Origin of the sequence: Microvirga sp. M2 (assembly GCF_047497095.1) — a bacterium.
Classification (GTDB): domain Bacteria; phylum Pseudomonadota; class Alphaproteobacteria; order Rhizobiales; family Beijerinckiaceae; genus Microvirga.
In genome coordinates this window covers 759,682-773,084 of the sequence record NZ_CP134064.1, presented here as the reverse complement: position 1 = coordinate 773,084, position 13,403 = coordinate 759,682, and the positions used below count along the sequence as shown (strand labels likewise).

The following is a 13,403-nucleotide window of genomic DNA, read 5'->3' as shown; positions in this document are numbered from 1 at the left end:
GCCATTTCGATAAAAAGTAGTTCGAAATTAGAAATATTACCTGATTTTTATACTGATGTTTTTCAATAATTTCCTGAGAACTTGCCTATTTATTGCCATCATTTAGCTGGTTTAACTAAAAATATTCTCAGCATTATTTACAAGGATGTGATTTCACTTTACGTATTCTACCGTCGAGCGCGGCGCTGGGCAGTTCGCGGCGCGCCTGATTCCTCGTTGCGCGGCTAGCGCTTCATTTCGGTTGAACGACACGGACGGGCGGAGTCCGTTCGTCCGGTTCAGACAATAAGGATGACTGATATGGCAACCATCGGAGGCGGAGCCTTCAACGACCACCTGCACGGCACGAACGGCCCCGACGTAATTTTCGGGAATGGTGGCGACGACCTGATCTTCGGCGGCAATGACAGCGACGCGCTCCATGGCGGCGAGGGCAACGACACCCTCTTCGGCGGCAATGGCGACGACTGGCTGTCGGGCGGCGAAGGTCACGACATTCTGTTCGGCGGCAACGGCAATGACGTTATGCAAGGCGGCAACGGCGACGACGTTCTGTTCGGCAATAACGGCGACGACATCCTCCAGGGGAATGCCGGCGACGATTACCTTCGTGGCGGCAACGGCGACGACATCCTGATGGGTGGCGACGGCAACGACATCCTCGAGGGCGGCAACGGCGACGACATCCTGATGGGTGGCGCCGGCGACGACGTGCTCCGCGGCGGTAACGGCAATGACGTCCTCATCGGCGGCGCCGGCGACGACATCCTTCACGGCGGCAACGGCAGCGACACCTTCGTGTTCACCGGCGGCGGCGGCAACGACATCGTGCTCGACTTCAAGGTCGGTCAGGACATCCTGCAGATCTCGAAGGGCATCAACGGCACGGACATCGCGACCGCCGAGGATCTCGCCAGCCGCGTTCACCAGATCGGCCACGACACGTTCATCGATCTCGGCAACGGCGACTCGATCACGCTCCGCAATGTCGATGCCGACGACATCACCCATAATCCGTCGGACGTCTTCAACGTTCAGTAAGACGTGCGACTCGGCCGGGTAATCATGGATGCCGCGGTCTTAAAGCCGCGGCATCCCCATTTACGCACCAGATTGGCAGAGCCACACATGTATGAGGCCACAGAAGCGATGCCGTCGGCGGAACGGATCGCACATCCGACAATCTCCAGCCTCGGGCGCGATGTGATCCTGCTTGCATGGGATGTCGCGCAGGCCGTCCGCTTCTCCTCTCCCAAGCTGAGCGCGGAGGGCGAGGCGATTTCACCCCTGGCGTCGTTGCGCCTGCCCCTCTCTCGCGGCGGCGTCCGGCTTTTGTGGGTCCTGCGACGCCCCGGCGAGGGTGAGCGCGAGCTGGAGCTGATGACCGGCCCGCTCGGCGTCAGGACGGCGGCGACGATCGACGCCGACACCGCGCTCCCTGCCGTCGATGCGCACGGCCTGCTCGAGGGCATCGCTACGTCGGGCCGCGTCGCCCTCGTTTCCGCGCTCTTCAACGTCTGGAGCGTGATGTTCCGTCTGAAGCGGAGCAAGACGTTCATCCGAATTCTGCGGGATATCCTCGCGCAGATCTCGCCCGATCCCGGCCCCGCGACGACGGTCGCCCAGGTTTCCGGCGACCTGGTTCTGCTCAGGACCGCGATCTCCGCCGCCTTCGACAAGATCGATGCGATCTATGCGCTCGGTGGCGACGGGCCGACCCGGATCGTCGAACGCCCCTACAAGGTCGCGATTCGGGGAGGCGAACGAGAAATCGTCCACCTCCTGACCGACGGCACGGCGGTTCCGTCAGGCGAGTCCCTTCTTGTCCTGATCGGTCCCAAGGGCGTGTCGGTCCGCAAGCTGATCCGGCCGGAGACGGATCTCCCGTCGATCGAGCGCTGGTTCCGCGAGCAGGCCCAGACGGCCCCCGGTCTGCGCGAGCATCTTCTGATCGACATCGCCGAACGGTCCGCAGCCGGGCATGCTCTCGCCCTCGAAACACAGCTGCGCGCGCCTCTACGGCCGAAGCGGGCCTCAAGCCGCCTGTCGACGCCATCGGCCGAGATCGTCTGTGCTCTCTCGACACCGGCCGGCACGCTCGTGACGGGATGGTATCGCGATCCGGTCGATCTTTTCGCCGGCATCGACGCGCTCGGACCCTCGGAAGGAGCGTGGGACCTCACGCAGCACCTGCATCGCTTTCCGGTGGAGGTCGCAGGCCCGACCAGGGAGACCCGGGTTCCGGCGACGGGCTTTGCCGTTCTGGCTCCGGCGAGGGCCGCGTCGGCTCCGATCCTTCAGCCACGCTTTCGGCTGCGTCTGAAATCGGGAGCCCATCATCCCCTGATTCCGCATCTCCAGCCGGCCGATCCGGTGGACGCGAGGGCGGCCGCCCTGCGATCCGTGCCGCCCCAGCACGTCGACGAGGCGGTGCTGTCGAACGTTCTCGCACCGGTGATCGCGGACCTGCACGATCAGGCGCGGCGGCGCGTGGGGTCTCCGACCGTTCAGACGATCGGCAAACAGATCCTGCGGCCGAAGGTTTCGGTGATCGTTCCGCTCTACAAGGCTTTGGACTTTCTCCGCTTCCAGATCGCATCCTTCGCGACCGATCCGTGGTTCCGGGCCAATGCGGAGCTGATCTACGTCCTCGATTCTCCGGAGCAGGCCCAGGAGGTCGAGCACCTCCTCGGAGGCTTCCATCTGATCTACGGCCTTCCCATGATCCTCGCCGTCATGGAACGCAACGGCGGCTATGCGCGCGCGAACAATGTCGGCGTCTCGCTGGCCCGCGGCGATGTCCTGGCTCTGGTCAATTCCGACATCATTCCCACTGCGCCCGGCTGGCTTCAGACTCTGGCGGCGCGTGTCAGCGGGCGCCGCCGCGGAATCGGCGCCGTCGGCCCCAAACTTCTGTTCGAGGACGGCTCGATCCAGCACGCCGGGATGTACTTCTCGAAAGACCATCGCGGCCGCTGGCTCAACCAGCATTTCCATAAGGGCATGCCGCGCGATTACGCGCCGGCCTGCGAGGATCGCATCGTTCCCGCCGTAACGGGTGCGTGCCTCGTCACGCCGAAATCCGTCTTTGAAGCCGTGGGCGGCTTCACCGAGGATTATGTCATCGGAGATTACGAGGACAGCGATCTGTGCCTCAAAATCACCATGACAGACCGTAAGATCGCGTACTCGCCCGACATCGAGCTCTATCATCTCGAGCGCAAGTCGATGTCCCTCAGCAGCGAATACATGCGTGGAATCGCCTGGCAGTACAACTGCGCGCTCCACACGGAGCGCTGGAGCGATCTCATGACGTCGATCATGCAGGCCGGACGGCCGCGCAGAACAAGGAACGCAGCGATATGAATGCCCAGTTCGACCTCAGCGCCAACGAAATCACTCCCGTCGCGGAATCGGATGAGCGCCTGTCTCGGCTGATGGACGAGATCGCGCGCAACGAAGCTCTGCCGGCGCCGTCGCCGGAGAACGTCTTCGTCGGCGATGGCGACTATCGGGCGATCGGTCTCGAATATCTCGGGCATTACGTTCGCATCGGCGGCCTCAAACCGACGCACCGGGTTCTCGATATCGGATGCGGGATCGGCCGCATGGCCGTGCCGTTGACGCAGTTCCTCGATCCGCGGACCGCCTTCTACGAAGGCGTCGATCCGGTCAACGAAGGCATTCAATGGTGCGTTCAGAACATCGGCTCCGCCTATCCCAATTTCCGCTTCTGCCGCGTGGATGTCGCGCATGAGCTCTACAACCCGGGCGGCGCCATCAGCGGCGACAAGGTCGTCCTGCCCTTCCCGAATGCCCATTTCGACTTCGTCACCATGGTGTCGGTCGCAACCCATCTGCCGGCGGCCGAGATCGCGGCCTATGCCAGCGAGATCATGCGGCTCCTGGCCCCCGGCGGCCGCCTCTTCCTGACGGCCTTTCTCGTCGATGAGGCCGACCTTTCCCGTCCGGACGCCCGTCCCAAATTCCTCAAGGGCGAGGCTCCCGGCACCTGGATCGCCGATCCGGCCGCTCCGCTGGGAGCCATCGGGTTCGACAACGGCATCGTTCAGGACATCCTCAAAAAATCGGGGCTCGCGATCCAACGGGTCAGCTTCGGCCACTGGCGCGGCGTCGAGAGCGCCCACTACCAGGACGTCATCATCGCCACGAGGCCGGAGTAAAGCGCTTGACGATGCGGGTCCTTGTCGTTGCTCACAATCATCCCGATTTTCATCCCGGCGGGACGGAGATCTTCGCGCATGATCTGTTTCGCGAGTATCGCTCGCGCCCGGATGTCGAGACTCTGTTCCTAGCCGCCACGAACCATCTTCACCGCGAGCAGCGTCCGGGCACCAGCTTCCAGTCGGTCGGAGACGCGCCGGACGAAGTGATCATGTGGAGCGGGCACTTCGACCGCTTCTACTTGAGCCAGATCGACAGCTATGGCGTCGTGCCTCACCTGGTGAACCTGCTCGAGGAATTCCGTCCGGACGTCGTGCATATCCATCACGTTCTCCTGCTCGGGGTCGAGTTCATCGCGCTCGTCCGGCGCATCCTGCCGAACGCCAGGATCGTGATGACGCTTCACGATTACTACGCCATCTGCGCCCATGACGGCCTGATGATGCGCACGAAAAACCGGGAGCGCTGCGATCGCGCGACTCCGGGCCGGTGCAGCAGCTGCTTTCCGGATATTGCCGCGGACCGGTTTCTCCTGCGGGAGCAGTTCGTCAAGACCCTGTTCGGGCAGGTGGACCGTTTCATCGCGCCGAGCCGCTTCATCAAGGACCGCTTCGTCGCCTGGGGGCTTCCGGCCGACGAGATCGAGGTGGTCGCCAACGGCAGGCCCGCCGTCGACCCGGCGCCGCACCGTCTCTCTCAGGACGGCCGTCGTCCGGTCTTCGGGTATTTCGGCAATCTCAATCCGTGGAAGGGCGTCGTGAGCCTTCTCAAGGCATCGCAGCGGCTGATCTCGACCGGTGTCGTGGATTTCGAGCTGCGCCTCCATGGCGGCGCGCCGTTCCAGTCGCCGGAATTCATCGAGGAACTCGACTCTCTCGTCGAAGAGACGGACCCCCATGTTGTCCGTCTCGGCCCCTACCGCCGCGAGGAGCTTCCCACGCTGATCTCGGCCGTCGACTGGGTCGTCGTGCCGTCGATCTGGTGGGAGAACGCGCCCCTCGTCATCCAGGAGGCCTTCCTGCACCACCGGCCGGTCATCGCGAGCAATATCGGCGGCATGGCCGAGGCGGTGCGTGACGGAATCGATGGATTGCACGTGCGGGCCGACGATCCGGTTTCGCTGGCGAATGCCATGCGCAGGGCCATGGAGACTCCGGGCCTCTGGGATCGGCTGGTCGCCGGGATACAGCCGCCGGCGGACATCCGCGAAGTCGCCGAGAGACATCTTTCCGTCTATCGCGCGATCGGACAACCGGCTGAGATCATCGAACTGGAGGCCGATGCGGCATGAGCACAGGACAAGTCGACAGGGCGGTTGCGGTCACCCAGGCCCCGGCCGCCGCACAGATTCAGGGACGGCTGGATGCGATCGAGGGCCGCCGTCTGTTCGGATGGGTTTGGGATCGGAATCGCCCGAACGAGCGCATCCAGATCCGCATTCTCCTCGAAGGCCGCACGGTTCTCTCCGCAACCGCCGACATGCCTCGCATCGATCTGCGGCGCAACGGCATCGGCGACGGCGTGCATGCGTTCGAGGTCGAACTTCCGGAAGCGATCGCAAGCGTCTCGGACAAGCTCGCCGTCGTGGCGGTCTCGCCCAGCACGGGCGAAGAAGTCGTCCTGCAGGCTCCGAGCCAGGATGAAAGGGCCGCGGAAGCCGCGGTCAGCGGGCCCCTCAATCGCGTGCTCGACCGCGTCGAGCTGTTGATCGAGGCGCAGCGTCGCTCCCAGATGATGCAGCGTGAGGTCGTCGATGCCTTGCGGAGCACCTCGAAGCAGGTCGACGAGATCGTGGGGCAGGAGGACGGGATCGCGGCGGCCCTCGATGTCGTGCGCACCAACCAGACGGAGCTGGCGGAAAAGATTTCCGGCATCGAAGTTTTTCATCTGCGCTTCGACAAGGTCCTGGCGGATTTCGACAAGCGTATTCAGGAACTGACGACGGCGGCCGACCGTCCCATGCGCCGGGCCGTGGCGCTGCTGATCGCATTCGGCGGCCTTTCCGCCGTGAGCGCGCTGATCACATTGGTGACCGTTTTGCGTCACGGCCTCCGGTAAGCGGCACCGTCAAAAAAAGGAATCGATGAGATCGTACGAAGCGATCCGAGAACAAGCATGACAGGGCAGATCACGTGAAAGACAAACTGAATCTTCCGGTGGACGGCGAGACGGCACTTGCGACACCGATCGGAGACGATCTCGCATTGATCAGCGGCGTCGCCGACACAATGCCGGATACCATCGAAGTCTTGCTCAACGGCGATCCTTCCATGACGATGAAGGCCGGTGTCGTCAGCTGGCAGCGGAAGAATGCTCCGGCCGATGCGGCGACCGGCTTTGTCGCCGTCGTTCCGATCCGCCTCGCCGCCAAGGTTCGCCTGCGGTCGATCGTCGTGCGCCGGAACGGGCCTCCTATTCGCTATGACCTGGTTCGCCCCGCCGCCTCGGTTCAGGATCTGATGGAGATTCTTTTCGTCGATACGGCGGAGCGCTTCACCGACGTCACGGACGGGATCACCCAAACCCTGATAGAAGGTCAGGGCAATGCGAAACGCCTGGCCGCCGCCTTGTCGGTCCTGACCGCTGCCGCGAAAAACGACGGCTGGATCGAGGTCATGGGGCCGCTCGATACGGGCGAGCTCCTCCTTCAGGGATGGGCTCATACCCTGCCGTCGGACGAACTGCGCGTGCTTGTGGCGCAAGACGGTCTTCTCGTCGGTGAGGTCAAGGCGGCTTCGGTCCAACGCGACGATCTCGGCGGGAACGGCGTCGGCTTCATCGGCCTGCTCGATACCGGACCGGTTTCCGTGGAGCCGGAGAGCCTCCAGCGGATATTCTTCCGCACGAAGGACGGCTGGCGCACGCTCGACGTCTACGAAAAGCGCGTTCTCTTGCCGACGACGGACGTTCCGGCCCATATCCGCGACGGCCTGGCCCGGGCGTCGGCCCACCCTGACACGATGCAGGTTCTTCGCCGCGCCGGCGAGCGCTTCGACGGACGCGACACGGTCTCGAGCCTGCAGCAGCCTGTCAGGATCGGCATGGACATGGTGGCCGAAGTGCCTGGCGGCGGCCTGCTCGTCGCCGGATGGATGCTCGATCCGGAGGGGCATGCGGACACGATCCTGCTCAGGGCGGGATCCGACTTCGCGCGGATTGACGATGCCTGGACGCGTCTGCCGCGCCCGGACGTGTCGGCGGCCTTCCAGCATAACGAGCTTTTCGCAGGACGCCTCGATCCCCGCAGGCTCGACCATGGCTTTCTGGCCTTCGTTCCCGGCCTCTCCTGCGCGGGGGATACGCCGGTCTATTTCGAGCTCATGGTCGGCGACAGCGTGGCGTTCTATCCTTTGAAGCCCATGCGGAACCTCTCCCGTCAGGGGCTGGAACGGCTGGTCTCGCCGCTCGATCCGCGCACGGCAGCCGCGGGCGCAGCGATCGATCTCCATATCGGACCGATGATGCAGGCGCTTGCCGCACCGGCTCCCCGCGTGGTCGAGACCCGCGACTTCGGTTTCGATGGCTCCGGCGCCCCGAAGGCGCTGGTGGTCGGCGCCGGCCATGACGTGGAGGAGTTGAGCGCCGCTCTCGTCCTGCTGGCGCTCGACGCGGAAGCCCGCAACACTCCCATGATCGTCTCGGCTCCCATCGAGGCCTTCGGAAGCCTCGCGCCCGAAGCCGAGCGGCTCGCCCGCTTCTATGGCCTCAGGCTCCGTATCATCGGGTCCGAGGAGGTGCAGGATGCCTGCGACGCCTTCGAGGCGGCCATTCAGGCAACGGATGCCGAGGCTCTCGTGCTCCTGGCGGCCAGCGTTCTTCCGCGCCAGTCGGGATGGCTGTCCTCGCTCGAGCGGGCCTATCGCAAGCGCGGCGGCAAGGCGCTCGTGAGCCCGACCATCGTGTACGAGGACGATTCCATCCGGTTCGCCGGCACGTGGTTCGACGCCGACGAGCAGAAGCTCGTCGACCGGTACATCGGGTATCCGCGCGACGTCGTTCACGGCTCCGAGCCGGCCGAAGTCATGGCAGGGTCGACCGCGTGCTGCATGGTCGCCCGCTCGGCCATCGAAGCGGCAGGCGGCTTCACCCGCTCCTATCTGGGAACCAGCGACAAGGGGCGCGACCTCTGCCTCAAGATGAGGCTCTGCGGAACGATGTCGGTGTGGACGCCCGATGTCGAGATGATCTCGGCCGAGGACGACGCAGGCGCAACCGGTCCGGCCATCCGTCGCCTCGCCCAGCGGATCGACCGCTGGAGCTTCGATCGCAAATGGTCCCTTCTCGTCAACAACATGCGGTGATGACAATGACCGAACATTCTCCACGCGTCCTGATCGTCTCCCATGGTCACCCGAGCTTCTCGCTCGGAGGCGCTGAAATCGCCGCGCACAATCTTCACAAGGGCCTCAACAAGGTCGGAGGTGCGGAGTCCCGTTTTCTCGCGCGCGTCGGGCATCCGGTCGTCCGCCACAGCGGCACGGCCCTCATGAGCCTGCGCCAGAAGGGTGGCGACATCCTCTATCACGCGGACGATTACGACCATTTCCTGGTCTCGAACCGCAACACCGAGGAACTCGATCGCGATTTCCTGCGCGTCCTGCGGGACCTGAGGCCGGATGTGGTCCATTTCCATCACTTCATCGGCCTGGGCCTGGAGACCCTCTACGCCGTTCGCCGCGCTCTGCCGGACTGCGTGATCGTGATCACGTTCCACGAGTTCCTCTCCATCTGCCACCACCACGGCCAGATGGTGAAGACCGGAGGAACGAAGCTCTGCCACCGGGCTTCCCCGGCGGATTGCAACGCCTGCTTCCCGGAGATATCCCCGGCCCGCTTCCTGCGCCGGGAGCATTTCGTCCGGGGCCTCCTCCAGGTCGCCGACTACTTCGTCTCGCCGAGCCAGTTCCTTGTCGACCGCTACGTCGAATGGGGCCTCGATCCCTCGCGCTTCATCGTGATCGAGAACGGCCTCGACATCGCGGAACCGGTTCCCCCGCGCGAATTGCTGACCGCCGGGCGCAACAGGAGGGGGCGCCGCTCCCGTTTCGCCTATTTCGGACAGATCACCCAGTTCAAAGGCGTCGACGTCCTTCTCGACGCCGTGGCACGGATTCCGGACAAGATCTGGGGCGACGACGCCCAGCTGATGATCTTCGGCGGCAACCTTGAGCGGCAGCCCAAGCCGTTCCAGCAGAAGATCGAGACGCTCGTGGAGCGCGCCGGAAACCGCGTCCGCTTCTACGGCGCCTACCAGAACAGCGAGATGCCGCGCCTGATGCGATCGATCGACTGGACGATCATTCCCTCCATCTGGTGGGAGAACTCTCCGATCGTCATTCAGGAATCCTTCTTTCACGGCCGCCCGATGATCTGTTCGAACATCGGCGGCATGGCGGAGAAGATCACCGACGGCGTCGACGGCCTGCACTTCCGGGTCGGCTCGTCCGAGGACCTCGTCGACCGCATGACCGAGGCCCTGACGAACCCGCGCCTCTGGGAGCAGCTGCGCGCCGGGATCAAGCGTCCGATCAGCTACGAGGACTGCGCCCGACGGCACCTCGACCTCTATCAGCAGCTTGCCGCCGAGAAGGCGACGAAAAAGGTTCCGGCCGCCGCGCTGACCGCGTGAGATCGTCCGACAGGCAACACACTGGCATGTCCAGGAGAGATTTTCTATGAAACGTATCCTCGTCATCAGCCCCTCGGGCGAAGTCTATGACCACGACAACGTTCGCTGGTACAATTACAAGGACGTCCAGGGCAGCATCGGCCACTACCACAATATCGGCGACGCCTTCGTGTTCGACTCGTCGCTGAAGCTTCTGAATTACGACCGGCTCGATGCACTCGAGATCGCCAAACCCAATATGGCCGATCTCGACCGCATCAACGCGGAATACGACTACGTCTTCCTGCGCGGCTCCAATTACATCCATAGCGAGATGAATTGGGAAAAGGCGATCGAGGTTCTGAAGAAGCTGCGGATCCCGGTGATCGCCTGGGGCATCGGCGCCCAGGCCCCGGTCAAGGGCAAGCTCGAGCTGTCCGAGCAGACCAAGACGGTCCTGCGCCTGATGGCCGATTCCACGACATCCATCGGGGTGCGCGGCGCCTACTCGGCCCAGGTCCTCTGGGATCTCGGCATCAAGAACGTACGCATCGTCGGCTGCCCGACGGCGTTCCGCCGCAACAATCCCGACCTCGAGATCAAGCTGCCCCCGCTCGACACGATCAAGACGGCCGGCATCACGGTCCGCCGGGAGGTGTCCAGGACCTACGCCCGGAACGTCGAGCGGTACCTGACCTTCCATCGCGACATGGTGAAGGAGATGGCCTCCCGCTTCGACGTGGTTCTGATGGCCCAGGGCGAGGTCGAGGAAAAGAAGATGGTCTTCGGCACTCCCGCGCAGAGGGAGGAGGCGTTCGCGACCTTGAAAGCCAATGCCTGGGTCGGCCAATGGTATCTCGACGAGACGATGGAAAAGCTCCATCGCGAGCGTCTGTTCTATTCGGATGTCGTGGCGGATTACGAAGATCTCGTCCAGCAAAAGGATATGGTCCTCGGCTACCGCCTGCACGGGAACCTGATGGCGCTCGCCAACGGCACCCCGTCGATCTACTTCACCTATGACAGCCGGACCGTGGAATTCGCCGAGACCTATCAGATCCCGAGCTACGACGTGTTCTCGGGCAAGACGTTCTCGCTCGAGGAGTACTGGGACCAGTCGCTCTTCGACAAATTCAACCGCGCCTATCGGTTCATGTATCGCGAGATGCGCCAGTTCCTGGTCGAGAACGGCGCCGACACGAAGATGGTCGACGTGATGAGGAAGCCCGAAAAAGAGCAGCTGAAGGCCGCATAAGGCTAATCCGCCGAGAATGACGTAGCAGCGCGTTGCAAAGGGAAGAGAATATGACCGTATTGGTAACAGGTGGTGCCGGTTACATCGGCAGCCATATGGTGCTGGCCCTGGTGGATGCGGGCCAAGAGGTGGTCGTCCTGGATGACCTGAGCACCGGATTCCGGGGGCAGGTCCACCCGAAGGCTCACTTCGTGCAGGGAGACATCGCGGATGAAAGCCTCGTCGCTGACATCATCCGCAAGCATGGCGTTGACGCGATCGTCCATTTTGCGGGGTCGATCGTGGTGCCGGACTCCGTGGCCGATCCGCTGGGCTACTACTTCAACAATACGGTGAAGTCCCGCGCCCTGATCAGCGCGGCGGTTCAGAACAAGATCGAAAACTTCATCTTCTCCTCAACAGCCGCCATTTATGGCGATGCCAAGGAGAGCCCCATCGCCGAGACGGCCCCGCTCAACCCGGTTTCTCCCTACGGCACGTCGAAGCTGATGACGGAGCTGATGCTCCGCGACACCGCCGTCGCTCACCCGTTGAGATACGTGGCGCTCCGTTACTTCAACGTCGCCGGTGCCGACCCGCAGTGCCGCTCTGGCCAGTCGAGCCGCCGCGCCACCCATCTGATCAAGGTTGCGACACAGGCAGCCCTGGGCGAACGGAACGGCATCGACGTCTTCGGGACGGATTATCCGACCCCGGACGGAACCTGCCTGCGCGACTATATCCACGTCTCGGACCTGGCGAGTGCTCATATGCTCGCTCTCGATTACCTCCGGGCCGGCGGGAAAAGCACGGCCATGAATTGCGGCTATGGCCGCGGATACTCCGTCCTGGAGGTCGTCGAGGCCGTGAAGCGCGTGTCCGGCGTCGCATTCGATGTCCGGCTGACGGACCGGCGTGCCGGCGATCCCGCGGCCCTGATTGCCGGGGCGGATCGCATCCGGGAGACCCTTGGCTGGAAGCCCGCTCTCGAAGAGCTCGAGACCATCATCGCCCATGCCCTCGCGTGGGAAGAAAACCTCAAGAACAAGGCGGCAGCGGCTTAATCCGCCAGCCTACGGACGCTAAGGCAAAATCAAATGCTCGACACCATCATCCGACAAGCTTCCTCCGATCAACGGATGCCGAAGGCGGGGCAAGGATCCCAGCCCTTGCGGGTCGCGATCCTCTGGAAGTTTCCCTCACTCGGCTTGTATTCCAATTCCGCCTTCGACGATCTCTTCAACGCGATCGGGCACAACAACGGTAACCTGGCCTTCGTTCATGCCATCGCCAGCCAGATCACGAACCCCGTCACGTTCTTCGGCTGGACGACCTCGGCGGAGGACCTGAAGGCGAATGCCGATATCATCGTCATTCCCTGCGCCAATCAGCTCGGCAAGCATACCGATTTTGGCGATATGGCCGGGCGACTGGAGGCATCCGGCCTCCCGATCGTCGCGATCGGACTCGGCGCTCAGGCCGACAGCTACGACCATGATATCGAGCTGAAGGAAGGGACAGTGCGCTGGGCCCAGGTCATCGGGGGGGCCAGGGTTTCGCCGACGGCCTCGAACATCTACACCCGCGGCGCCTATACAAGCGGCCAGCTCGACAAGCTCGGGATCACGGGATCGCTGCCCGGCGGATGCCCGTCGCATTTCATCAACCAGCAGAAAGGCCTCGGCCACAAAATTCACAAGAACTGGACCGGGATCGGCCTGCCGCGGGCCATTACGGTCGCGGCCGGCCATCAGGCCTGGATGAAGACGCGGGAGATCGAGCATCAGCTTGTCAGCCTGATGATGGACCCGGCCGCTCCGGGCCAATACGTCGTCCAGTCCATGGCCGAAATGGTCAAGGTCTCCCGCGGGATCTTCGATGGGATCGAGGAACACGCCCTGAAGGGGATCCATAACCACACGGTTCCGCACTATACCTTCGACGAGTTCAAGGCATGGTGCCGCAACTACGTGCGCTCGTTCTACGACGTGCCCGCCTGGATGGATTCGCTTCGCCGGTACGATCTGACGATCGGGTGCCGCTACCACGGCGTGGCCCTTGCCCTCCAGGCCGAGCGGATGGGCCTCACAGTCACGATCGACTCGCGGACCCGGGAGCTCTGTGAGAACACAGGCGTTCCTCATATCGCGGCCGAGGACCTGACGGCGCCGATCACCCGGTTCAATCTCAAGAAGCTGATCAAGTTCGACCCGACCGCTTATGACAAGCACCGGAGCGAGGCGGCAGCGAAATATCTCGACTTCCTCGTGGCGAACCGTCTTGAGCCCGCCCCGTTTCTGAAGCGGATCGCGGAGCGAGGATAAGGCCATCTCGCATCGATCGTCGTCTCTGCCGCCTGCCCGCGGACGGCTCGAT

At 63.5% G+C, this 13,403-nt stretch carries 10 protein-coding genes; all 10 read left to right on the top strand.

The genetic code is table 11. The features are described from left to right. Nucleotides 1-300: 300 nt before the first annotated feature. The 10 genes from RE429_RS23155 (at nucleotide 301) to RE429_RS23110 (ending at nucleotide 13,351) form a co-directional block, all read left to right on the top strand. A complete protein-coding gene (locus RE429_RS23155) occupies nucleotides 301-1,041 on the top strand; it encodes a calcium-binding protein (RefSeq protein ID WP_414475691.1) in 741 nt (246 codons plus the stop codon). Between the two features lie 87 nt (nucleotides 1,042-1,128). Continuing rightward, on the top strand, nucleotides 1,129-3,366 hold the full coding sequence (locus tag RE429_RS23150; RefSeq protein ID WP_414475690.1) for a glycosyltransferase family 2 protein: 2,238 nt from the start codon (nucleotides 1,129-1,131) through the stop codon (nucleotides 3,364-3,366). After that, nucleotides 3,363-4,184 (top strand): methyltransferase domain-containing protein, encoded by an 822-nt coding sequence (locus tag RE429_RS23145; protein WP_414475689.1) that lies wholly within the window; start codon nucleotides 3,363-3,365, stop codon nucleotides 4,182-4,184. The genes RE429_RS23150 and RE429_RS23145 overlap by 4 nt, the downstream gene beginning before the upstream one ends. A 5-nt stretch (nucleotides 4,185-4,189) precedes the next feature. Then, nucleotides 4,190-5,476 (top strand): glycosyltransferase family 4 protein, encoded by a 1,287-nt coding sequence (locus RE429_RS23140; RefSeq protein WP_414475688.1) that lies wholly within the window; start codon nucleotides 4,190-4,192, stop codon nucleotides 5,474-5,476. Beyond that, entirely contained in the window at nucleotides 5,473-6,243 is a 771-nt protein-coding gene (locus RE429_RS23135; protein ID WP_414475687.1) for a hypothetical protein, read from the top strand. Before RE429_RS23140 ends, RE429_RS23135 begins: the two co-directional genes overlap by 4 nt. A gap of 74 nt (nucleotides 6,244-6,317) precedes the next feature. Continuing rightward, nucleotides 6,318-8,486: a glycosyltransferase family 2 protein gene (locus tag RE429_RS23130; protein ID WP_414475686.1), complete on the top strand. Its 2,169-nt coding sequence runs from the start codon at nucleotides 6,318-6,320 to the stop codon at nucleotides 8,484-8,486. A 5-nt stretch (nucleotides 8,487-8,491) separates the two neighbouring features. Then, nucleotides 8,492-9,814 carry a glycosyltransferase family 4 protein gene (locus RE429_RS23125; RefSeq protein WP_414475685.1) on the top strand — a complete coding sequence of 441 codons (1,323 nt, stop codon included), beginning with the start codon at nucleotides 8,492-8,494 and terminating at the stop codon, nucleotides 9,812-9,814. A 46-nt stretch (nucleotides 9,815-9,860) separates the two neighbouring features. Then, nucleotides 9,861-11,048, top strand: coding sequence for a polysaccharide pyruvyl transferase family protein (locus RE429_RS23120; RefSeq protein WP_414475684.1), 1,188 nt, complete (start codon nucleotides 9,861-9,863; stop codon nucleotides 11,046-11,048). A 50-nt stretch (nucleotides 11,049-11,098) separates the two neighbouring features. After that, a complete protein-coding gene (galE, locus tag RE429_RS23115; protein WP_414475683.1) occupies nucleotides 11,099-12,091 on the top strand; it encodes a UDP-glucose 4-epimerase GalE in 993 nt (330 codons plus the stop codon). A gap of 105 nt (nucleotides 12,092-12,196) precedes the next feature. After that, a complete protein-coding gene (locus RE429_RS23110) occupies nucleotides 12,197-13,351 on the top strand; it encodes a polysaccharide pyruvyl transferase family protein (protein ID WP_414475682.1) in 1,155 nt (384 codons plus the stop codon). Nucleotides 13,352-13,403: the final 52 nt, after the last annotated feature.